This is a genomic window from Lacrimispora brassicae (assembly GCF_054772055.1).
Window position 1 is genome coordinate 111,338 of sequence record NZ_BRYH01000053.1, and the last position, 20,987, is coordinate 132,324.

The 20,987-nt window shown below is 42.0% G+C and carries 21 protein-coding genes and 1 tRNA gene; 14 read left to right on the forward strand and 8 right to left on the reverse strand.

Annotation, left to right across the window (positions count from 1 at the left end; all coding sequences use genetic code 11):
* Position 1: 1 nt before the first annotated feature.
* The 8 genes from lepB (at position 2) to ACYVD3_RS24155 (ending at position 8,582) form a co-directional block, all read left to right on the forward strand.
* Complete coding sequence (lepB, locus tag ACYVD3_RS24120) at positions 2-559, forward strand: signal peptidase I (protein ID WP_460645046.1); 558 nt, start codon at positions 2-4, stop codon at positions 557-559.
* Between the two features lie 123 nt (positions 560-682).
* Positions 683-1,978, forward strand: coding sequence for a DUF7601 domain-containing protein (locus ACYVD3_RS24125; RefSeq protein ID WP_460645047.1), 1,296 nt, complete (start codon positions 683-685; stop codon positions 1,976-1,978).
* Positions 1,979-2,045: 67 nt separating this feature from the next.
* Positions 2,046-2,975 (forward strand): class B sortase, encoded by a 930-nt coding sequence (gene srtB / locus ACYVD3_RS24130; protein WP_460645048.1) that lies wholly within the window; start codon positions 2,046-2,048, stop codon positions 2,973-2,975.
* A 7-nt stretch (positions 2,976-2,982) separates the two neighbouring features.
* The gene (locus ACYVD3_RS24135) at positions 2,983-4,242 is read left to right on the forward strand and encodes a Spy0128 family protein (protein WP_460645049.1); all 1,260 of its coding nucleotides are present in this window, start codon (positions 2,983-2,985) and stop codon (positions 4,240-4,242) included.
* A complete protein-coding gene (locus ACYVD3_RS24140; protein WP_460645050.1) occupies positions 4,239-5,039 on the forward strand; it encodes a sortase domain-containing protein in 801 nt (266 codons plus the stop codon). The genes ACYVD3_RS24135 and ACYVD3_RS24140 overlap by 4 nt, the downstream gene beginning before the upstream one ends.
* A 20-nt stretch (positions 5,040-5,059) precedes the next feature.
* Positions 5,060-5,479 carry a hypothetical protein gene (locus tag ACYVD3_RS24145; RefSeq protein WP_460645051.1) on the forward strand — a complete coding sequence of 140 codons (420 nt, stop codon included), beginning with the start codon at positions 5,060-5,062 and terminating at the stop codon, positions 5,477-5,479.
* Between the two features lie 13 nt (positions 5,480-5,492).
* Positions 5,493-6,359 carry a hypothetical protein gene (locus tag ACYVD3_RS24150; RefSeq protein WP_460645052.1) on the forward strand — a complete coding sequence of 289 codons (867 nt, stop codon included), beginning with the start codon at positions 5,493-5,495 and terminating at the stop codon, positions 6,357-6,359.
* A 549-nt stretch (positions 6,360-6,908) separates the two neighbouring features.
* Positions 6,909-8,582, forward strand: coding sequence for a S8 family peptidase (locus ACYVD3_RS24155; protein WP_460645053.1), 1,674 nt, complete (start codon positions 6,909-6,911; stop codon positions 8,580-8,582).
* A 237-nt stretch (positions 8,583-8,819) separates the two neighbouring features.
* Here ACYVD3_RS24155 and ACYVD3_RS24160 read toward each other — a convergent pair whose 3' ends face one another.
* The 3 genes from ACYVD3_RS24160 to ACYVD3_RS24170 form a co-directional block, all read right to left on the reverse strand.
* Positions 8,820-9,002 (reverse strand): hypothetical protein, encoded by a 183-nt coding sequence (locus ACYVD3_RS24160; protein ID WP_460645054.1) that lies wholly within the window; start codon positions 9,000-9,002, stop codon positions 8,820-8,822.
* Positions 9,003-9,134: 132 nt separating this feature from the next.
* A complete protein-coding gene (locus ACYVD3_RS24165; RefSeq protein ID WP_460645055.1) occupies positions 9,135-10,805 on the reverse strand; it encodes a S8 family peptidase in 1,671 nt (556 codons plus the stop codon).
* A gap of 269 nt (positions 10,806-11,074) precedes the next feature.
* Complete coding sequence (locus ACYVD3_RS24170) at positions 11,075-11,590, reverse strand: 2'-5' RNA ligase family protein (protein ID WP_460645056.1); 516 nt, start codon at positions 11,588-11,590, stop codon at positions 11,075-11,077.
* Between the two features lie 329 nt (positions 11,591-11,919).
* On the opposite strand from ACYVD3_RS24170, the gene ACYVD3_RS24175 reads away from it, so the two are divergent.
* The gene (locus ACYVD3_RS24175) at positions 11,920-12,537 is read left to right on the forward strand and encodes an NUDIX hydrolase N-terminal domain-containing protein (protein WP_460645057.1); all 618 of its coding nucleotides are present in this window, start codon (positions 11,920-11,922) and stop codon (positions 12,535-12,537) included.
* 91 nt (positions 12,538-12,628) lie between these two features.
* Here ACYVD3_RS24175 and ACYVD3_RS24180 read toward each other — a convergent pair whose 3' ends face one another.
* The 3 genes from ACYVD3_RS24180 to ACYVD3_RS24190 all read right to left on the reverse strand — a co-directional run bounded on the left by ACYVD3_RS24180 (position 12,629) and on the right by ACYVD3_RS24190 (position 15,284).
* The gene (locus ACYVD3_RS24180; RefSeq protein WP_460645069.1) at positions 12,629-13,609 is read right to left on the reverse strand and encodes a dimethylarginine dimethylaminohydrolase family protein; all 981 of its coding nucleotides are present in this window, start codon (positions 13,607-13,609) and stop codon (positions 12,629-12,631) included.
* 147 nt (positions 13,610-13,756) lie between these two features.
* Positions 13,757-14,620: an aminoglycoside 6-adenylyltransferase gene (locus ACYVD3_RS24185; protein ID WP_460645058.1), complete on the reverse strand. Its 864-nt coding sequence runs from the start codon at positions 14,618-14,620 to the stop codon at positions 13,757-13,759.
* Positions 14,621-14,774: 154 nt separating this feature from the next.
* Positions 14,775-15,284 carry a GyrI-like domain-containing protein gene (locus tag ACYVD3_RS24190; protein WP_460645059.1) on the reverse strand — a complete coding sequence of 170 codons (510 nt, stop codon included), beginning with the start codon at positions 15,282-15,284 and terminating at the stop codon, positions 14,775-14,777.
* Positions 15,285-16,273: 989 nt separating this feature from the next.
* Between ACYVD3_RS24190 and ACYVD3_RS24195 the strand changes: the two genes are divergently transcribed.
* Positions 16,274-16,711 carry a C-GCAxxG-C-C family protein gene (locus ACYVD3_RS24195; protein WP_460645060.1) on the forward strand — a complete coding sequence of 146 codons (438 nt, stop codon included), beginning with the start codon at positions 16,274-16,276 and terminating at the stop codon, positions 16,709-16,711.
* A 163-nt stretch (positions 16,712-16,874) separates the two neighbouring features.
* Positions 16,875-17,618: a GNAT family N-acetyltransferase gene (locus ACYVD3_RS24200; protein ID WP_460645061.1), complete on the forward strand. Its 744-nt coding sequence runs from the start codon at positions 16,875-16,877 to the stop codon at positions 17,616-17,618.
* 221 nt (positions 17,619-17,839) lie between these two features.
* Here the strand turns inward: ACYVD3_RS24200 and ACYVD3_RS24205 are convergent, their stop codons facing one another.
* Entirely contained in the window at positions 17,840-18,007 is a 168-nt protein-coding gene (locus tag ACYVD3_RS24205; protein ID WP_460645062.1) for a hypothetical protein, read from the reverse strand.
* A 629-nt stretch (positions 18,008-18,636) separates the two neighbouring features.
* Between ACYVD3_RS24205 and ACYVD3_RS24210 the strand changes: the two genes are divergently transcribed.
* The gene (locus ACYVD3_RS24210) at positions 18,637-19,149 is read left to right on the forward strand and encodes a CarD family transcriptional regulator (RefSeq protein ID WP_460645063.1); all 513 of its coding nucleotides are present in this window, start codon (positions 18,637-18,639) and stop codon (positions 19,147-19,149) included.
* A 364-nt stretch (positions 19,150-19,513) separates the two neighbouring features.
* On the opposite strand, the gene ACYVD3_RS24215 is transcribed toward ACYVD3_RS24210, so the two are convergent.
* Positions 19,514-19,593 (reverse strand) — tRNA-Leu (locus tag ACYVD3_RS24215).
* Between the two features lie 63 nt (positions 19,594-19,656).
* Between ACYVD3_RS24215 and ACYVD3_RS24220 the strand changes: the two genes are divergently transcribed.
* Together ACYVD3_RS24220 and ACYVD3_RS24225 are read left to right on the forward strand one after the other, a co-directional pair.
* Positions 19,657-19,779, forward strand: a complete 123-nt coding sequence (locus ACYVD3_RS24220) for a hypothetical protein (protein ID WP_460645064.1) — start codon at positions 19,657-19,659, stop codon at positions 19,777-19,779.
* A gap of 96 nt (positions 19,780-19,875) precedes the next feature.
* Positions 19,876-20,220, forward strand: a complete 345-nt coding sequence (locus ACYVD3_RS24225; RefSeq protein ID WP_460645065.1) for a hypothetical protein — start codon at positions 19,876-19,878, stop codon at positions 20,218-20,220.
* The last annotated feature ends 767 nt before the right edge of the window (positions 20,221-20,987 follow it).

Below are 20,987 nucleotides of genomic sequence, written 5' to 3' on the forward strand. Positions count from 1 at the left end.
CATGGTTGAAATACAAAAACAAGAAGAAATCAAAGCAACAGAAAACAATCATGAATTTCTGCCAGAACCCTCCCTTGGAAAGGAAATCCTGTTTCTTCTGGCTAAAATTACTGCTATCATCCTTGCCTTTCTTTTGGTATTCACATTTTTGTTCGGACTTTGCCGTAATCCGGATGCATCCATGGTTCCAGCCGTCAAAGATGGAGATTTGGTGATGTTCTACCGTTTGGACAAAAACTATGTGGCTCAGGACACACTGGTGCTGGAATTTAAGGGGCAGAAGCAGGTACGCCGGGTGATCGCCACAGCAGGCGACACCGTGGATATTACAGAAGACGGGCTGCTGGTCAATGGTGCTCTTCAGCAGGAGATGGGAATCTATACGGCCACCCAACGGTATGAAGATGGCATGGAGTTTCCCCTTACTGTCGGGGAAGGAGAAGTATTTGTTCTTGGTGACAGCCGGGGAAACGCTGCGGACAGCCGTATTTATGGAGCCGTAAGGGTAAAAGATACACTGGGGAAAGTTATGACGGTCTTCAGATGGAGAAATATATAGCATATGTGGCAGGCTGAGGGTAAGCCCTGATCGGTTCTGTATGCCGGAAGAAAGCCGGAACAGAGCCGTCTCCCCTTATGTTAATATAAAATACAATAATATAAATTAAGGAGTGTAAAAAAGATGAAAAAGAAAAATAACGAGCTGGGAAGAAGGCTGACTGCCATGGCACTTGCTGCGGTCATGTGCATAGGGACAGCCCAATCCGCATTTGCGGTCGGTAATGCCATCTTTGGTACGGAAAGCCAACCTGCAGAGGCCGCAATCACGAAAAAGCTGGATATGCCGGAAGGAACCACAACCCCCGGCGCGACCTTTTCCTTTCAATTATCACCGGTAAGCGTTGATGACAGAACAGCGGCTGCAGATCTGGCTTCCATGCCCGCCATCAGTCCTGTGAACATTGCATTTACGTCAGGAGATACAGGTACCGTTTCAAACGGCACCAAGACCATATTAAAGCAATCGGGAAATGTGTTTTCCGGCGTTACTTTCCCCCATGCGGGCGTGTACGTATACAGGGTTGAAGAAAGCCAGAGCGTGACAGGCTATACACCCGGCGGCAATGAAACCTATACATATTCTCCTGCCAATTATACAATTGCTGTTTACATTAAAAATGGCACCGGCGGACTGTACATAGCTGCCATTGCTTCAAGTATTTCTGTAAATGACAGCAGCAACCAAACTTCAAATCCGGGCGAGAAGGTGGATCCCACGCCGGAACCAGGTGATCCTAACATCACTGGCAATTACAGCAAAATAATTTTTACCAATACATATTCAAAAACTGCAGGCGGCGTTGATCCTACGGACCCCAATAACCATGTTCTTACTGTAAGTAAAGCAGTTTCCGGGGATTATGCCGACAGGACCAAATATTTTGCTTTCCAGGTAACAGCAACACAGCCAGGCGTTGTTTCAGGCGCTTCTACATATATGGCATATGTTCTGAACTCCTCCAATCAGGTGGTTACGTCAGCAGATAACTCATCAAACACACAGACCGATGGCAGTGGTTATTCTTATATTAAATTTACATCGGGAACACCAGAGACAGTTTCTCTTAAACATGATCAGAAGCTGGTATTTACCGATCTGCATATTGGTGCAGATTATGTTGCAATAGAAAGTGCAGTGGAACATTATACGGCATCTGCGGCGGTCGTGGTAAATGGGGGAACTGCAATCGGCCTTTCCAATGCTTTCGACAATACGGCTCTTTCCACAGACACCAGGCTCATCGGTGAATTTAAAAACAGTGCGGCATTTACCAATAATTACAGGACCATTACTCCTACAGGCGTGATCATCAATAACCTGCCGTTTATTATGATTTTGATTCTGGCAGCAGGGGCATTCGCTGCATTTGTAGTGGTAAAATCCCGTAAAAAGCGGGGCGGCGCTTCCTTCCGTTAGGAATAGGCTTGATAAGCAGCCGGAATATTTTTCAATAAACATATAACATACCGGAAAGGGGTCTCATATGGGAACAGTAAAAAAAATTGGCAGAAAAGCAGTAAAAGCTGCAAATAGTGCGGTGGACTTCATAGTTCTGACTGTCATCCTTTTACTGGTCGCTATAGCTGTTTACGCCATATGGGACTCGGATCAGGTATATCAGGCAGCGGATGCTGCCCAGTACTCCGTTTACAAACCGGGCACAGAAGAAGGCAGTATATCATTTGATGAACTTAAGGCAATTAATCCGGAGGTATTTAGCTGGCTCACGGTTTATGGCACGAATATCGACTATCCGGTAACACAGGGAAATGACAATGCAAAATATGTAAATACCAATGCATTAGGAGAATATTCCCTTTCAGGAGCAATTTTTTTAGATTATTCCAACAGTAAGGACTTTCAGGATTTTAACAGTATTTTATACGGTCATCACATGGAGAAACAGGCGATGTTTGGAGAACTTGGCCTGTTTGGTGACAAAGGCTTTTTTGACAATCACGTTTCCGGCAATCTGTATTATAACGGGAAAGATCACGGATTGGAATTTTTTGCTTTTATTAAGACAGATGCATACGACGGGGGAGTATTTGCACCGCGGGTCCAGGGCAAAGAGGCACAGCAGGCATATCTTCAATATCTGTTGGATAAGGCAGCATACACCCGCCAGATCGGGGTGACCGCAGAAGATCATATTCTGCTTCTGACCACCTGCTCTTCAGAAGCCACCAATGGAAGAGATGTCCTTGTGGCAAGGATTTCGGATGAAGGCTTCACCAATCCGTTTAAGAAGGAAATATCAGGCAATGCAAATATTACGGCATCGGTGGACCAACAAGCCGGCCTGTGGGAAAGCATTCCCCGTTGGCTGAGGATCCTATTACCGGTTACTCTAATAATCCTGCTTGCTATTGCAATATATTATAAATTCAGAAAAAAACGGGAAAGGGGGTAATGGAACTATGAGCGCCCCAAATAAAGTACAAGATAAAAAGATAACTGTGCGGCTCCTGCTTTTCCTCTGTCTTTTGGCCACAGCATTTCCCCTGAATGCTTATGCAGGCGGGGAGCCGGTTCTGGTTCCGTTATATGTAGATCAGGTTTTTATTAAAAACAGTTCCGCCTCAGATGTAGGTGATGTATTTTCCTATGATCTCATTTCTATGGATACGGGAAATCCAATGCCGCCGGGGACTTTAAGCAATGTCCATTCCTTTACGGCTGCCGGGACAAGGGTGAAGGAAATTGGTCCCATCACTTTTTCTGATACCGGCATATATCGCTATGAAATCAAAGAAAATTTATCATCCACGGCTAAGGGATATTCCTGTGACACTCAGGTTTATTCCGTGGAGGTTTATGTAAAGCGGATGGCAGGGAATCTTTCCGCTGAAATCGTGGTTAAAAAAAGTGACGGCAATAAAGCGGACAGCATTCAGTTTGTAAATACATATACTCCGCTGGCAAGCGACCGGGAAGTCATGGTAGATCCTCCCGTTAAAAAAACAGTATCAGGCAATCCGCCCAGGACCGACAGTTTCACCTTTTCCCTGACTGCCGGTGACAGGGAAAATCCTATGCCGGAAGGCAGCGTCAATGGTGTCAAGTATATCACCATTGACGGTTCCGGGGAAAAGGATTTCGGGACATGGATATATATACGGGAAGGCACCTATTATTATACGATTTCTGAAGTAGTCATCCCGGGCAGCGGGTACACTTACGATAGCTCTGTTTACACGATCACTGATGTGGTAAAAGATGCAGATGGCCAGCTTGTGGTTATACGGACGGTGACAAATGCCTGGAACAAACAGGTGGAATCCTGCACTTTTATCAACAAGTATAATGGGGGAAGCGGAAGCAATGGGGGCAGTGGAAGCGGGAGCGGCGGAAACAAGGGGAACGGCGGAAATGGAGGCCCTGGAAGCGTAGAAACCGGTTCCGGAGATGGAGCCAGCAACGATATTATGCTTGAAAACGCAAATGCTCCCCTTGCAAATTATCAGGGAAGTGAAGGCAAAACCGGTGAGGGCAATGCCGGTGAAGGAGCGTACAGTCCGAAAACCGGTGATGATACCAGATTCCAATTGTATGCAGCAATGTTCTGGACTGCTGCTGCCGTAGGGGCAGGGTGCGTCATTTATCTGATTCTTGTCTGGAGCCGCAGAAAGAATCACCGGACATCTGATAACAGTGAGAAAAGAACAGGTAAAGCATGAACAAACGGCAAAAAATAATTACATCGGCTGTATGGTTCCTTTTGATCGGTTCTATCTGTGTCATGGTGTTTTCCGGGCATAAGCTTAAGGAAAGCCTGCAGATTTATGAAGAAGGGAATCAAAGCTATGAGAATCTGAAAGAACAGGTCCGCCGCCAGGACAGCAGCCGTTCTTCTGAATACAGGGCAGAAGATAAGTCCGGTGGAGAGCCGGCAGTGGAGATTCCCCCAGTCTCCATTGATTTTGAAGCGCTAAAAAAAAACAATTCTGATGCAGCCGCATGGCTGTACTGCCCGGACACCGAAATTGACTATCCGGTTATGGCGGCACATGATTACGACTGGTATCTTCATCATCTTCCGGATGGAACCTATAATGCCAATGGCACATTGTTTTTCGATTACAACTGCCCGAAGGATCTAAAGGGAGAATTAAGTATTATTTACGGACATCATATGAAATCCGGCGGGATGTTTGGTTCTCTGACAGGGTATAAGGAACAGGATTATTTTGAACAGCACCCTTATTTGTACTTATACACAGAACAGGGAAATTATCGGGTTGATTTGAAATATGGCTGTGTGATCAGTGCAGGGGAATGGCGGAATCGGGCATTTATGTATGAGGTAAATCGGAAGGCATTGTTATCCTATGCATCGTCAAAGACTACATTTGAAAGCAGTGCAGAATACACGGAAGGTGACAGATTCCTTGTGCTTTCCACATGCAGCTATGAATTTGATGACGCCCGGTACATCGTAGTCGGTATTTTGCGGCCGGAAGCCGGAGAATGGTGAGACAAAGGAGAGGAGTAAAAATGGTACTGACAAAAGAATCCATTGAAGCTGTTAAACTGACAAAAAGATTCAGAACATGTTATGATGCCCGGGAAGTGGATATTCTTCTGGACGAGATCGGGATGGCAGCGGAAGAACAGTGCAGGGAACTGGAGCAGTTGCGAAGGGTGCGCGCGGAATATAACCAAATGAAAAATCAGATTTCGGAAGCCCTGCTGGCTGCCCAGCAGACTGCAAAGGGAATGCTTGAACAGACCCGAAATAAATGCAACGGCGAACTGACGGCCATGCAGAAGAAAAAAATAACACTGCAGCAGGAGATTGCTGAACTTGAGAGGTATAAAGTTATTGAACTTGAGAAGATCCGAAGAGATCTTGAAAAACTGCTGGGAGATACAAAACCAGAAGAGGCGGTGCAAGAAGCTGCACCATCGGAATAAGGAGGGATATTAAATGAAAAAGTATGCTGCATTTCTCTTCTCTGCGGTACTGTGTGCCAGCTTGATTGCCGGGAAGGTCATTCCGGCAGATGCGCAGCAGGAGGGAGTAAGGCTGGAGGAATCAGGAGAAGGAGACCATGGGAATCTGGATACGGAAGATGTAGAAGATCTGGAGGAGAATACTGCCGGCGGCAGCGAAGAGGAAACTGATTTGACAGACCCAAAGGAAAGCGAAGCAGAAACCGCCGGGAGTTCTGAGGAATCAGAAATTCCTGATGCTTCCGACGCTTCAGAAACTTCCGATGTTTCAGAAACTTCCGGGACGGATCAGGATAATCCAACAGAAGAGGAAGAACTTCAAACAGACTCCAGTGAAAACGAGGAAAGTGAGAGCCCTGATGAAACCCCTGATGAAACCCTGGTCCCCGGTGAAACCTTGGTTCCTGATGAAACAAAAGTTCAGGAGGAACAAGACGTTAACCCGGATGTTGGGGCAGCTATGGAAACTGCACATATTGGTTTTTATGAGCACATCTATAATATTGCTGAACTTCTTGATATTTCAGACAACTATACACTTGTAGAGGGAGAGGATAATTTTTACGAAGCCCTTGCAATATATGCTGTAAAACATAATCAGACCAGGAATTATCCCTATGATGTGGAAATAACAAGTGAGGCAGATTTTGACGAGCTTCAATCCATCTATTGGAGCCTTAATATGGTATACGGGGCCAAAAACGAAGCTGATTCGGTTATCTATGTAACGCGGCGGTCCGGATTGGATGTATATGTCTTGTCCGGTTCTGAAAAAAAACTTTTTCAGTCACTCATTACAGAAGAAAGCAGAGAAAAGGTCCATGCACTGGTTTTGAACTGACAGATGTTTTGTACTGTTTCAGTAAAGTGAGAAAAAAGGTATTTCCTTTTGGGATCAGACAGAGAAAGTTTTTAAGATGGTGATATGCATTCCAAAAAGGGAGGAAGCCGGCAAGAGGGGGATCCTGCCGGCTGAGTATGAAAAAAATGTATATGAAAGGTCTTTTTGGCCTGTTTACAGGTATTAATATACGGTGAGAATGTGTTGGAAATTTGATGGAAATGTGAAAAAGCTGTGAAAGCTGAGAAAGCTGAGGACAAAAAAATGGAGCACCGCAGGATTGGGGAAATACGGCACTCCTAAGAAGAGTTAAATAAATTATAGCGCAAATAATCGGTTAAGTAAAGGGAAATAAGTAATTTTTTATAGAATTGCCGTTAATTTTTTGTAAATATATTGGGATTTACAACTATAAAATACAAATAATCATATAACATCTCTATTGCTGTTTTATTCTCCAAACCGTAGATGATTCTTCTGCTCATATTGAAACCCCTTCTGCATAAAATATATCATATGCTTCATTTGAAACAGGCAGGAGGCCGCAATATGGAAAAAATACTGGATAATCGGTATTATGATCTGATCATAAGTAATGCCATGGTTCCATCCTATAATACTGGTGATAATATTACGATGCTGAATGAATTAAATTCCCTGCTGCATATACCAAAGGATCAGATGGAGGCCTGTGATTTGGGCATAAATCCCTATCATACCTTTCCCACCTTATACACTCTGGAATCATCGGTCGGCATCGAGAGGTCCGGTATTGGAGCTGTTCAGCGAACCCCTGGCCTTGGTCTGCATGGGAGAGGGGTAATCATCGGGATTGTGGATAGCGGAATTGATTACCGCCATCCGGCTTTTAAATATAATGACAAAACAACCAGGATCCTTTCTATATGGGATCAGACCCAGGTGGGAAGCACGCCCCCCAGAGGGTTTACTTTTGGCGCTGAATATAGCAAAGAATTGATAAATTTTGCATTGATATCTGAAAATCCTCTTTCCATTGTTCCCACGGTGGATACCATCCGCCACGGAACTGCCATTGCAAGCATCATTGCCGGCCGTCCCAACGATGAACATGACTTCAGTGGTGTGGTTCCGGATGCGGATCTGTTGGTTGTAAAGCTGAAAGAGGCAAAAGAAAATTTAAAGAGACTGTTCTTTGTTCCCCCAAGCGCTCTGTGTTATCAGGAATCTGACATCATCCTTGGGGTACGGTACCTGGTTACTACCGCTCAAAGGCTGAACAGGCCGATTGTGATATGCATTGCCCTTGGAAGCAGCCAGGGAGGCCACGACGGGCGGGGAGCCTCCAGCGTTTATCTGGATTATCTGGTGCAGTCTCCCAGGATCGGTGTGGTTGTTGCCGCCGGGAATGAGGGGAACAGCCGGAGGCATTATTTTAACAGTACCCTGTCAGCTCCATATGTAAATGACTTCCGGTTAAATGTGGGAATCAATGATAGGGGCTTTTCCATGGAGATCTGGCCTTACATACCTTCAAGGCTTTCTGTAGAGATCATTGCCCCCACCTGGGAATCCTCCCAGACCGTTTATCATTCCTTGGGAGAATGCCAAAAAGTTGTTTTTCAATCCGTGGACAGCATTGCCTGGGTAAATAATATTATTTTCGAAGAAGAATCAGGAGATCAGTTGATTCTGGTGCGTTTCCAAAATATTACTCCGGGAACCTGGTATTTCAAGGTCAGCAGTATGAGTAACGAACCCTTCTCCTTCCATTGCTGGCTGCCGTCTGGAAATCTCATATCAAATGAGACCTTTTTCCTGAATTCCAATCCGGATACGACCATAACCTCCCAGGGAGATGCAGTGCATCCTCTGACTGTGGCGGCCTATAATCAGTTGGATGGAAACATTCTTGCTGAATCAAGCAGAGGATATACCAGGCTTGGGCTGGTGAAACCGGATGTAAGTGCTCCCGGCTACCAGCTTCCCTGCGCGCTCCCGGACTTCCAATATGGAATTGCTACAGGTACCGGAGCTGCGGCGGCTCATGCAGCCGGGATCGCGGCCATGGTAATGGAGTGGGCTTACAATAAGGGGAATTTTACGGCTGTTACCGGATATCAGGTCAACCGGGTGATGATACGGGCTGCAAAGAGAGATCCTTCCTATATTTATCCCAACAACGTATGGGGATACGGCCAGGTGGATGCGGAAAATGTATTCAGACAGTTGATGAGTGTTTAAAATCAAAACCTTCAGATTGAGCGGAGTCTCTCCAGCGGCCTGGAGGTTTTTTCTATGGCGGACCAGCCTTGTGTTGGGAAAAAGAGCTTGGGAACATTTGAGGAAAAGAAAGGATTATTATGGGAGAGATGATAAATGATGTAAAACCGGAACCGGTTGTAGCGGCACTGGTCCTTTACCTTCTGAGGCTATGATTCCCAGAATAAAAATGGCGGGTTTTCAAAAAACCCGGCCCGCCTACTTTCCTTTTTTCAACTCTTTTCTGATTCTTGGTTCGATTCCCCTGCGCTCCATCTCATCCATGATGTCTTGGAACTCTCCGGGAGGCGCAGAAGGGGGAATTACCTCCCTGCTGGCAGCCTCCAAACGGTCGAATTCTTTTTCTAGCCTTTTTTCATATTTCTTATTCCAGTGTCTCATACGATCACCTCCCAGAAAATTATATAACAATTGTAAAGTTCCTTTTATTTAAGTTTCTGGATATAGGGAAGAAAGTTGATTTTTGAGACGATCATACACTATTTTTAAGGGTTTGGTCCGTTTTTTTGCCTCTTATATGCTGGTAAGCTGCCTGAATACATTTTCCACATTCACCTGGCCGTATCCCCATATGTTGTTTGGGTAGGTATATGTGCTGGTCCTCACACCTCCCCGAACCATCAGCCGGCTGACATCCACACCGTTCATGGTACTGTAATTTCCCTTGACAATGGCCCATTCAAATACCATGGCAGTGATGCCGGCCGCATGGGCGGCAGCAGCTCCTGTTCCAGTTACAGAACCATATCCGTTTCCGGGTGTGGCGCAGGTGAGCTGGTAGCCGGGGGCAGCAATATCCGGTTTGACCATACCGATCCTTGTGTAACCCCTGCTTGATTCACCAAGAATAGAATTGTTAAGCTGATTGTAGGCGGTCACAGTCAGTTGGCGTCTGCCGTTTCCAGGTGAAGTAATGGTGGTATCCGGGGAGGAATTAAGAAAAAAGGTTTGGTTGGATATGAGGTTGCCTGCTGGGAGCCAGGAATGAAAGGACAAGGGTTCATTTTCAATGGACCTGATCCGAATACGCCAGATTCCGGGAGTGGTATTCTGAAAACGCACTAATATCAACTGGTCTCCGGTTTCCTCTTCAAAGACATAATTGTTGACATAAATGATGGTTGGGGTAAATACAAAGTTAAAGGCTCTGCAGTCACCGATGGTAGGATAAATCTGCTGAGTGGACTCTCTGTTTGGAGATGAAATGTCGATGGAAACCCGTCCAAAGGAGTATGACCAGATCTCCATGGAAAACATTTTGTCATTTTCTCCTATTCTTAATTCGAAGTCATTGTAGTAAGGCTCTAACAGGGTGGAATTAAAATAATGCCGTTGGCTGTTTCCTTCGTTACCGGCAGAAACGGATATGCCGATGCCAGGCTGCAGCGCTAAGTCATTTAAATAACCACTTAGAGCTCCTCTGCCGTCATGCCCCCCCTGGTTGCTTCCAAGGGCAAAGCAGGTGACCACAGGGCGGCTGAATCTTGCAGAAATGGTAAGGGCATAACGGAAGCCAAGCATAATATCCGATTCCTGAAAGCATAAAATGTCATTTGGGATAAAATAAAAAGCTTTTAAACTCTCCTTTGCTTCCTTTAGCTTTACGACTACCAGATCAGACTGAGGAACCACGCCGCTAAAGGCTTCCAGTGCGTTGGGAGTGCCGGCAATAACGCTTGCAATGGCCGTTCCGTGCCCGCTGGCATCTGTTGTTGGCACAATGGATAAGGGGTCCTCAGAATTCAATGCGGCGTTGATTGTATCCTGGCTGTATTCCGTACCAAAGGTGAAGGTATCTGGGGGTGTTCCTTCCTGCTGGGTCTGGTCCCATATTGTGAGGATACGTGAGGAACCGTCGCTGTTTTGGAAGGCAGGATGAAGGTAATCAATGCCTGTATCAATGATGACAATGATTACTCCACTTCCGAACAAGGCTAAGGCAGGGTTGCGCTGAATAACTCCAACACCGGTCTGTTCCAGGCTTACAGTGGCAGTTGGAGTATATATTCCAGGAAAGGTGTGAGCGGGATAATTTGACAGACCGCAAATGCTTATGCTGGTAGTCGGGATATGCAGCAAGGAATGCCGGTTATTTAAATAGGTAATATTGTCATCGCCGGGGGCGACAGCCACTGGATTGGTAATGATCAAATCGTAATAATTGTTATCCAAAACTTTTTTCACAGTTAAGTCTCCTTGCTGTTACTGACAGTACGGTCACGGAGTAAGCAAATGACAGTGGCTGTCTAAAATTGGGATGTCCCGGCAGCGGTGCCGGGTTGATATGTATGTTAAATGATATGGAAGAAAAAGGAAAAATATGAAGAATGAACCGGCAGACCTATTACAAAAAGTAAAAACACCTGGAATACTTGTATTTACAAGAAATCCAGGTGTTTTTACCAGGTTAAGAGCAAAAAGCAAAGGAATGAAGGTTTTCCACACCAGAATTATTATGACAATTTATATTCGCTTATAATAATGGATTCTCCAGACGCTCCTATCATTTCTACTGAAATTGTGGTTATTGTGGCCTGAAATGTTTCACTGCACCTGGAAACATCCAAATAGGCGCTTTCTAAATCTTCCAATGAGCCTACCTTTCCAAGGGTTAAATGAGGAGAATAAGGATAACCTTTGTTGTACTCCTTTAATATTTGGGAATATAGCTTTTCATGGATCTGGCGGATAGGATCCTTTCCTTTAATAACATTTAAAAATAAATAATTCCCCAATTCATCAGGATGCTTTGAGACCCCATGTAAGGTGATCTCAAAGGGTTTCATATTCATAAGCTGACTGCATATATGTTGGTTCAGAATATCATTGCTGATGTTGCTTTGGAACGGAAAGACCAAAGTAATATGGGGTTTAACAAGGGCGGATAAGGGGTCATATTTGTTTCTATAGAAATTAATTACATCCATGTTATGAAACTCTGGAAATATCATGATTGTTCTTGTGATCATATTCATTCTCCTGACTGAAATCATATTTACTGTTGAAAAGTCAATGGAAGAACCATGTTTTGGTTAATACATCGGCCGATCATTGAAAAAAATAATATGGCAAGCAATGAGATCTCCTGTTTTTTTCTGCTTCTTGGACGGTTATTTTTGTTTTGTGTCATTGTTTTACGGGATGTGGCTGCAGGGTAACCTGAAAAATCTTCTTGAACCTTCCCCATACGTGAGATAATATATTATTTAGCGAGGTTTCGGATTAGTAAGGTTTCAGATTAGTAAGGTTTCAGATTAGTAAGGTTTCAGATTAGCAAGGTTTTAGAAAGGAACGAAATATGGATGATAAAAAGTGGCTTGAATGGGCCGTTGAATTGCAGGCAATCGCCCAGGTCGGACTGTACTATGCAAAGGATTGTTTTGATCAGGAGCGGTATGAACGAATCAGGGAGATTTCGGCTGAAATAATCAGCAATCAGTCAGAAATGCCGGTTGAAAAGGTCAAAGATTTATTTTGCTGTGAAACAGGGTATCAGACGCCGAAGCTGGATTCCAGAGCCGCTATTTTTAAGGATAACAGGATTCTTCTGGTAAAAGAGGCAGATGGAAAGTGGTCATTGCCCGGAGGCTGGGTGGATGTAAATCTGTCGGTAAAAGAAAATATCATAAAAGAAGTCAGGGAAGAGGCCGGCCTTGATGTCAGGGTTGACAGGGTCATTGCCGTACAGGATCGGGAAAAACATAATCTTCCTATCTATGCCTGCAAGGTCTGTAAAATTTTCATGGAGTGCACGGCTATTGGGGGTTCCTTTCAAATAAATCATGAAACCACTGACAGCCGGTATTTTTCATTGGAAGAATTGCCTCCTCTTGCAGAAGAAAAGTGTAATGCAGAACAGATAATGATGTGTTTTCAGGCTTTTTCTGATAAAAGGTGGAAGACCTTATTGGATTAAGCATGGGGCAGTTCCTGATTTAATATTCTTTGGCTGCTGGCAGTGATATCCGGCCAGCAGCCTTTTGGGGTTCATAAAACCGCCTGAATATTTATGCTCTCACAAGTGGTTGTGTACTGCACCGGAAGGAGCCGCCTAAGCTTCGGGAGATTTTGAAATCGATTGGTTCAACCGTGATTCCCCTGGATATTAATTGTTTCGCAATATATTCAAATTGAGGATCCAGGATGTATACAGATTCATTTACCGGAAGTCCGTTTACTGCTAAATGGGCAATGTCCTTATAAGGAACAGAAATTTTATCCCAGTTTTTCAAGGGGCCAGGAATTCCTTCTAAAAGGGCCTCCTCGCAGACGATCATCAAACCGTCCCTTACAAGGCTCAATGCACAATCCAGATGGAGCACATCGCTTTTTAAAGGCACTTGGATCACGTCATAGTCCCAGTGGGATAAATAAGACTTAAGCCAGAGATAGCCATGATGATTGGAGGCCAGTCCGGAATTTCCCACAAAAACAGTCTTATTTAAAATCAGGACATCTCCCCCTTCTAAAAAAGGACCAAGTTCGGCATCAAAGCCCTGGGAAATATCCGGTCTTGGAACAGACACATAAAAAGCGTCGCTGTGATAAGCCTCTTTCATAAGAATATTCCGGATCGGAAGGATTTCATTTCTACGATGGAAGAAGCGCAAAGAGCCTTCGATTATGGAAGATCCAATGGTAAAAAAAGGATCACGGGCAAAGAAATTGCAGCAGCCGTATTCCTTACCGGTTTCTTTTTCATATTCAGTCAGCAGCCGGGGCCGAAGAATCTCCACTCCGTATTTTTCAAGGACTTTTTTTAAATCCTCACGTTCCTTTTCCCACTGTGCCTGACGCTCCGGAAAAACGTCCTTGTAATCCTTTCCAGCGGTATCTATGCCAAAATATAAATTTAGACTTTCCTCTGTAAGAAATGCATTATCATCATTGATTTCCTCCCGCTCAGGAAAGATAAATTCTGATTGGGTTAAAACAACTTTCTTTAAGGGAGCAAATTCACTTTTTACCAGTATCATATCTTTTTTCATCACATATTAATTCCTCTCAAAACACACTTTTTCTTTTCCCATTATATGAATAATTTCAACGTATCTGCCGATTGAATCCATGATAGTGGTCATGGCTTATCTCTATAGCATTAACTTCTATAAACACTTTTGCTGTTTCATCCATGCTCAATGAGCCGCGTTTTTTACACAGGTGATATAGCTGATCATATTTTCATCGTCCTGTTTGCAGTAAGTATAGCCCAAATGGTCAGAAACCTGCAGTGCAAGGGTGCGGAACAAATCGCAGGCTGTGAAAACCGCATTCCAAAGGTTTTCAGAAGTGCCGTCAGAGTAGGTTTTTAAATATTTTTCATAAAGCTCCTCAGACAGATACTTTTTATAATATTTCCCCCACATTCCTGTTGAAACGGAATATTCATGGTTCATGGCGATGTGCCACTCTACCATTTTGTCAAGCTGAATGTGTACGACTTCCGTGTACATTCTCATTGCATAGGGAATTTGATCCCTTTTGATTCCCTTTGCAACGTTGTTTAAGCACCACCAAAATTCATTGCAGCATCCATGGTACATTTGTTTTGAGGGGCTTTTGATCCAGTAGCCGTTATCCCTTGACTGGGGGATCTGAGGCAGGATATGGTCCTTGTCCAGCAAAGGCACCGTAAGACTGTCGGAAACGTAATGCTCCATGGATTTTTCTTTGATCATAATATGCAAATCGATCCGGTTTCCGTCTTTAAATAAAATGAGCCAGCCATATGATTTGGTATAGTCACGGGCTGCGCCCCAGCCAAAATCATTGGAGTCCGGTTCCTGCACGACGGCAATCTCTCCAAAAATATTTATCCACGATTTATCCTGTAAAAATGATTGGGTTTCCGTAACGACAAAAACAATATCATAATCCTGATAAATATCTTTTTTAACGAGAGGATTTGCACGGGAGCCATTCATGTATACAGCTCTGACTCGTTCATCGGCTTCTGCAACCTTTAAGATCAGATCAAACATTTCTTTTTCGCTGCGCATGGTAAATTACCTCGTAAAATTAATAATAGAAACTTTTGTATGCTTATTCTATCACGGCATTTTGTGGAAGTAAAGAACAGGCCCGGTGCAGGATATGCCGGGCAAGGCTTTGCAACTACGAAAGGGGGCGGTCTCCTGCCGCCCCAGATCCATTTTAAACAGTTTCCTGCTTTTTCACAACGGGAATCCATATTTCACAAAAAACCTCCGGCTGACTATTTTCCGGATATAATTCAAGATCTGTCTCATCAAGCATATTATAATCCGAGCCTGGCAGGAACTCTTTGAATATCTTATCCCATGTTTCTCCAATGCATCCTTCATTGGTTCCTATGCATTGAAACACGGCCAAAAGGGTGTGTTTTACCACCCAAAGGCGGTATCCCTCTGGGATTTTTAAGCCATTATACTCCATTCCTATGCCGTAATCAAAAAATGGACTTTCTTTTGAAATGGGAGAGCATACGCCGTAAATATCGTGTTTTTTCGTATGCTTATTCAGCACATCCAAAACCCCACTTGCCCCGCATTGCTTCCAAAAATCCGGCCAAGTATGAATTGGAGGAGTTAAAAGGGATTCTTTGGTGATGGGAGGCTGAAGATTTCTTTTTATTATAGAAGATATAGGCTTAAATGTATATATGCAGATGCTTTGGCTGAGCATGTAATGATGAGCCGATGGCTGCTGATATAAAATTCAAGTATTGCTGCGTAAAAAAATACCGGAATCCCTTTTTATTTATAAGGAATCACGGCATTTTCACCAAATGATAGAGCGCTCCGGTAACAGGCCAGGGCTTTTCTGACACTTCTGGAAAGGCAATGCAAAGGTAGTGTGTAGGCGGTTAAAATGTAAAGGGTGGATATCCCCGGCATTTATAGGAAGGCAGATAGTCTATAAGGGAAATGGAAATAAAGTAAGCCTTTGATGAAGTTTATAACAAGTTCTGGCTCAATTACTGTAACTGGCCTGCAGCAGGGCACTCAGATGAGTGTGAACGGATGAATACCTGAGCTGTGGATTTGCAATAAAAGAGTTGGAAAATATAAAAAAGAAGGAAGGTTCCAGGATTCGCACCGTAAGCAAAGCATTTCAAAATGCTCCAAAAGACCGTAAGCAGCAAATCTGAAAAACTTTGATAAGGTAAAGGAAATATTTTAATGTAGTTATATGTAAAATTTAATGGATTTTAAAGTAGCCTTTATTTAACAACAGACTTAAGGACATTCCCATGATTAATCCGATTCCCAAACTGTTTATGATCGCTCCGAATATTAGGCCTAAACTGAGTCCAAGAGCTAAACAGTCTTCGTGTGAATTATTTTTATTATTTGAATTCAGCATTTATGTACCTCTTTAGCATTTTTAAATATTTTACATCAGTTATAGGGGTAAGTACACTGGTATTTTCTGAGAATGAAACCAGGATGCTGGTAGACTGTAGTCAGGAGCAGCCGCGAAAGCGGAGGCAAAACAAGTATAGAAATTATCTGCTGTGTTATTGGTGTCTGATAGGATCGTTTGAAATTTAACGTATTATTATACATTAGAAACTTAATATTGATAGTTAGTAGAAATCACTATATACTAATCTATGGGAAATAGAAATTCGATTATTATTAAGAATAATTCTAAAAAATACGGAGGTAAAAATGGACTTGATTCAGACGCGAGTACATGAACTGTATTGGAATGATGATATTAACTGTGCCAGAGCGATGCTGCTTAGTTTGGGAGAATTGTTTCAAATGAGAATTGAGAGACAAGCAATCAATGGGGCTATTGGATTACATGGAGCAGGTGGATTCAGAGCACAATGTGGTTTGGTTGAAGGTGCATTAATATTCATCGGGATTTATTATAGTGAAATGGGAAAAAGTGAGGATGATATAATATCCATTTGTTATCAATATGCAGATGAATTCACACTAAAATTCACTTCGTTGCAATGCTATGATTTGCGGCCAAATGGGTTTACGCTAATCGACCCACCTCACTTGTGTGAAAAAATAACTTGTGAAGCAATTGAATTTGCACGAGACTTTATCAATAAAATAAATAGCAGCAAATTTAATAGGAGTATTGTTTAACAAACTACCAACGATCAACATCAGGTTGTTGCTTTTTTGTACTGAAAATTTGAATTTGACGGATTATGGTATATTGAAAACTTAATATTGATAGTTAGTAAGTTTGGTGGTATTCTACTCATGTATTTATATAATCTTGAGTTATAAAGACGGGAGATCAGAAATGAGTATAAATAAAAGCAAAGCCGCAGTTCTGTTCGATGGTTGGGAAGAAGCGTTAATATGGTCCTGTTTGCAAGGCCATATGGGGAATCTGCTTTTGGATAACGATGAAAATCCCACTTCGGCAGTTATTGATATTGGCGATTTTTGCTTTTTCGCAGGCAATCCCAATCGTGCATTGTTGACTGCTGTAAATGGAGCAAAACTGCTGATACCAAAAGACCAGTCATGGGAGAAGCTGATAGAAGATTTTTATGGCAATAGGGTAAGTAAGATTTTTCGCTATGCAATTAAGAAAGAGCCGGATGTATTTGATGTTAAAAAGCTGAATGCTTATATAGAAACGCTGGATAATGGTTATGAACTAAAACTATTTGATCAGGAAATTTTTGAAATGGCACAAAATGAAACGTGGTCTGTTGATTTATGTTCCCAGTTCAAGGATTACGTTGATTACCATAACAGAGCAATCGGTGCGGCAATTTTGCATAAAGGGAAATTTGTGGCAGGAGCTTCTCCTTATGCAGTATATGATGGAGGTATTGAAATCGAGATAGATACAAGGCCCGAATATAGGGGCAAGGGTCTTGCGACGGTATGTGGGGCAAAATTGATTTTAGAGTGTTTAAAAAGGAATATCTATCCCAGTTGGGATGCTCATGATTTACGCTCTGTGGCTTTAGCAGAAAAACTCGGATATCACCTTGACAGTTCATATGTAACATACGAACTGACAGACAGGTAAGATTATGAACATCATGGGAAGTCAATAAAATGAATATACAAAAAAAACTACTAGCGGTTCAGTACTTAAGTTAGTAGTTTTTTTGCGGAATAATTTATTCGGGGAAATTGAGATTTTCTTAACAAGGAGCGCCCAACCTCATTGACCCAATAAAAGGAAAGGGCCTGTCTTTGGCCAAGTAAGAATAAATAGCCGGGAACCAGTGTTTTGGTTCCCGCTGGTTACTTTTCTAATTCTTTTCGGATCTTTGGTTTAATACCCCTGCGATCCATTTCCTCCAGTATTTTTTCGAATTCCTTTGCCGGAGCCTCTGGAGTTTCAAAATTTTCACTGTCTTTTTTTAGGAGATCAAATTCTTCAGCCAGTTCCTTTTCTTTTTTTGTATCCATAGCTATCACCTCCAGGAGGATTATAAAACAATTAAGGATGATGATTTTATGATGCAGTTACCGTAAACGGAAATTTAGAGACAGTTGTATGGCTGTCAAGAGTATAGAACAGGTAGAACTAAAAATATTGGTAAGGAAAATAAAGGGTTTTCCGGGGTGTAGTTTCCGTGGGTAAATATAAGGGAAAGCATTATAAAATATACACAAAAACATAGGAATATAACCTTGTGATTATTACTGAAAATTAAAGTTTTATAAAAAAATCTGACAGAAAGGGCCTTTAAGTGATAAAATATAATTATACTAAAGAATAGGAGGGGAATGTAATGAGAAGAATAATAAGTGTTTGCTTACATCAAACGATGAAATTCGATGCAACAAATGATGCAATCCAGAACAAGAGTTGAAGATATATTTTAGTAAACTTGACAATAAAAAAAATAAATATGAGATAGGGAAGCAGAAAAAGGAAATTGGTGGTACAATTGAATTGAGATCAGGAAAAATACACTTCCTATAAGACAGATGGTTATATAGGATATTAACTGTTTGTAACATACCAGAAGAATAGCTAAGCTCTTCTGGCATTTTTGTAAGAAGTCGAAGATTTAACAATAGGAGATGTGAATATGTATCAAGTAGGTGATTATATTGTGTTTGGTAGTAAAGGGATCTGTAGAGTTGGGAGTGTTGGTACTTTAGATATGGCCGGTATTTCAAAGAATAAGATTTATTATACCCTATATCCTTATTTCAAAAAGGGAGGAAAGGTATATACTCCGGTTGATAATGATAAAGTAATCATGAGGCCTGTAATTACCAAAGAAGAAGCATTGGCGTTGATTGATGATATAAAGAATATTGATTCATTGTGGGGTGCTGATGAAAAAAGAAGAGAATTTGAATACAAAGAAGCATTAAAAAAATGTGATTGCCGGGAATTAGCCAGGATCATTAAAACAATCTATTTACGGAAACAATCCAGATTAATGGATGGTAAAAAGTTAACATCAGTAGATACAAAGTATTTTCAATTAGCGGAAGATAATTTTTATGCAGAATTAGCCGTCTCCCTTAATATGGAGGTTGAAGCGGTAAAGGAATTTGTCATATCCAGAGTTGAGAATTTAGACACAGAATAAAATAATGGATGAAATCGTGATGCTTAACTGCTTCCGGGAGATATCCTGCTTTATGACAGCCATCATTGGGCTATCAACCTTATAGCCGGGTAAATGGTCAAGACGGTAAAGAAATCCGGCTGGTATCAGGACGAGGGTGGATACAGCCGGCAAGATGGCTGCGAATAAGGTGACACTTACGCCGAACCAGAACGGGGCGCTGCAGTATCCAGGGCTGCTATAGGAAAGTTCGTGTTACATTACGTATTGCATAGTCTCGAAAATGCAACATGGATCCAAGGATATCCATATTTTACGAAAGTAAAAACACCGAAATTCCTTGTAAATACGAGGACTTCCGGTGCTTTCTTATCTTATGTAAAAGTGCGGGTAACAGGACTTGAACCTGCACGGTCTCCCACCAGAACCTAAATCTGGCGCGTCTGCCAATTCCGCCATACCCGCTGGCAACAACATAGATGATACCATTTGAAATCAAAAATGTCAAGAAAAAGGAGGCATTTTCCTATGGCAGATATTAGACAAAAAAGCAGATCCGTCGTTGGAAACGCCACTGCAATGGTTTATAAAATCTTCAGGGCTTATCTCCCGGAAATTTCATTCTCTTATAGAAGCATCACAGCCCTATAGAAATCAGGCTCATTATTATCAATGTCATGGAGCAAACCTCATCCTGCGTAGGGAGCAGTGGAACGTCCGTATCCTCTTCCTGCTTGAAAAAGAGTAATGGAGCCAAAGAAAGTTCCTTCTATTATGAACACCTATCCATTAACATCAATGGGGGCATTATCCTTTTTCCATGTTTCAAGCTTACTTAAAACGGTGCAGCACTGGAAAAATCCCCACGCTCCCTTTAAATTAATAGGATATAAGAAAACAGAGAGGAGCCGCCGTAGGAACGATAAACAACTTTTATACTGCTTATCTTCTTTATTATTGAAAGATTCTCTGATTGGCAAAGAATTTATACCATTGTGGAAAATGTTTAACAGATGCTTAAAAGACTTACATTCATTTAAAGCCATAAATGAAGAATTAATTAAAGAATATATGAACGATACCGTTTTTTAAGGCTTAAGTAAATCACCTCCCACTGCGGATATAAATGCATTACCAAAGGGAACAGGCAAATGGCATAGGAATAATATCAAAAGCGGTTTATTTAAGAACGATAATATAAAAAATATAAAAGCACTGAAAACATTAAAAAGCTGCAATCCATAGAACAACAATCACATGTCTGTACTGCATTGTACTATGTATCGACCTTTAATATAATGTTTTTCAACATTAATTAAAAAAATGAAAAATAATTGTTGACTTTTATCGGATGCTTTGGTATGATGTAACTCGCCGCTGAAAACGGTGGCAAAATTCCTTCCAAAACACATCGATGATCGATGAGAAAGTTTTGAAGAAAATGAAAAAAATGGTTGACAAAAACAACCGGGCATGATATCCTTTAAAAGTTGCTGCTGCGACAGTGACACGAAAAAAAGCACTTTGAAAACAGAAGATTGAACAGTATGTAAAACCCTGAAAATTCTAATAAAATAAGCCATGTTTGATGGCTTTGAATGAGAACAATTCAGAACAAATACAAGCAATTGTATACGAACCAAACAACAAGTAAAACGGGAAAAAAATTAGCTAGTTAGTTGATTTTGACCCCGGATTGAACCGAATGGCAAGTCCAAGCGGTACGCTCATGAAGCTTTGCTTCATTCGCTACCATTTGCTTCGCAAATGTTCGGAGATTTGCAAAAAAGTCCTTATGAAAGCTCGCTTTCAACAGACTTTTTCACCAATCACCGACCGCTTTCAAAGACTGTATGCTT

Excerpts from the sequence above, each read along its gene's own strand:
- lepB (WP_460645046.1), top strand. The coding sequence starts at position 2 with ATGGTTGAAATACAAAAACAAGAAGAAATCAAAGCAACAGAAAACAAT.
- ACYVD3_RS24125 (WP_460645047.1), top strand. The coding sequence starts at position 683 with ATGAAAAAGAAAAATAACGAGCTGGGAAGAAGGCTGACTGCCATGGCA.
- srtB (WP_460645048.1), top strand. The coding sequence starts at position 2,046 with ATGGGAACAGTAAAAAAAATTGGCAGAAAAGCAGTAAAAGCTGCAAAT.
- ACYVD3_RS24135 (WP_460645049.1), top strand. The coding sequence starts at position 2,983 with ATGAGCGCCCCAAATAAAGTACAAGATAAAAAGATAACTGTGCGGCTC.
- ACYVD3_RS24140 (WP_460645050.1), top strand. The coding sequence starts at position 4,239 with ATGAACAAACGGCAAAAAATAATTACATCGGCTGTATGGTTCCTTTTG.
- ACYVD3_RS24145 (WP_460645051.1), top strand. The coding sequence starts at position 5,060 with ATGGTACTGACAAAAGAATCCATTGAAGCTGTTAAACTGACAAAAAGA.
- ACYVD3_RS24150 (WP_460645052.1), top strand. The coding sequence starts at position 5,493 with ATGAAAAAGTATGCTGCATTTCTCTTCTCTGCGGTACTGTGTGCCAGC.
- ACYVD3_RS24155 (WP_460645053.1), top strand. The coding sequence starts at position 6,909 with ATGGAAAAAATACTGGATAATCGGTATTATGATCTGATCATAAGTAAT.
- ACYVD3_RS24160 (WP_460645054.1), bottom strand. The coding sequence starts at position 9,002 with ATGAGACACTGGAATAAGAAATATGAAAAAAGGCTAGAAAAAGAATTC.
- ACYVD3_RS24170 (WP_460645056.1), bottom strand. The coding sequence starts at position 11,590 with ATGATCACAAGAACAATCATGATATTTCCAGAGTTTCATAACATGGAT.
- ACYVD3_RS24175 (WP_460645057.1), top strand. The coding sequence starts at position 11,920 with ATGGATGATAAAAAGTGGCTTGAATGGGCCGTTGAATTGCAGGCAATC.
- ACYVD3_RS24180 (WP_460645069.1), bottom strand. The coding sequence starts at position 13,609 with ATGAAAAAAGATATGATACTGGTAAAAAGTGAATTTGCTCCCTTAAAG.
- ACYVD3_RS24185 (WP_460645058.1), bottom strand. The coding sequence starts at position 14,620 with ATGCGCAGCGAAAAAGAAATGTTTGATCTGATCTTAAAGGTTGCAGAA.
- ACYVD3_RS24190 (WP_460645059.1), bottom strand. The coding sequence starts at position 15,284 with ATGCTCAGCCAAAGCATCTGCATATATACATTTAAGCCTATATCTTCT.
- ACYVD3_RS24195 (WP_460645060.1), top strand. The coding sequence starts at position 16,274 with ATGGACTTGATTCAGACGCGAGTACATGAACTGTATTGGAATGATGAT.
- ACYVD3_RS24200 (WP_460645061.1), top strand. The coding sequence starts at position 16,875 with ATGAGTATAAATAAAAGCAAAGCCGCAGTTCTGTTCGATGGTTGGGAA.
- ACYVD3_RS24205 (WP_460645062.1), bottom strand. The coding sequence starts at position 18,007 with ATGGATACAAAAAAAGAAAAGGAACTGGCTGAAGAATTTGATCTCCTA.
- ACYVD3_RS24210 (WP_460645063.1), top strand. The coding sequence starts at position 18,637 with ATGTATCAAGTAGGTGATTATATTGTGTTTGGTAGTAAAGGGATCTGT.
- ACYVD3_RS24220 (WP_460645064.1), top strand. The coding sequence starts at position 19,657 with ATGGCAGATATTAGACAAAAAAGCAGATCCGTCGTTGGAAACGCCACT.
- ACYVD3_RS24225 (WP_460645065.1), top strand. The coding sequence starts at position 19,876 with ATGGAGCCAAAGAAAGTTCCTTCTATTATGAACACCTATCCATTAACA.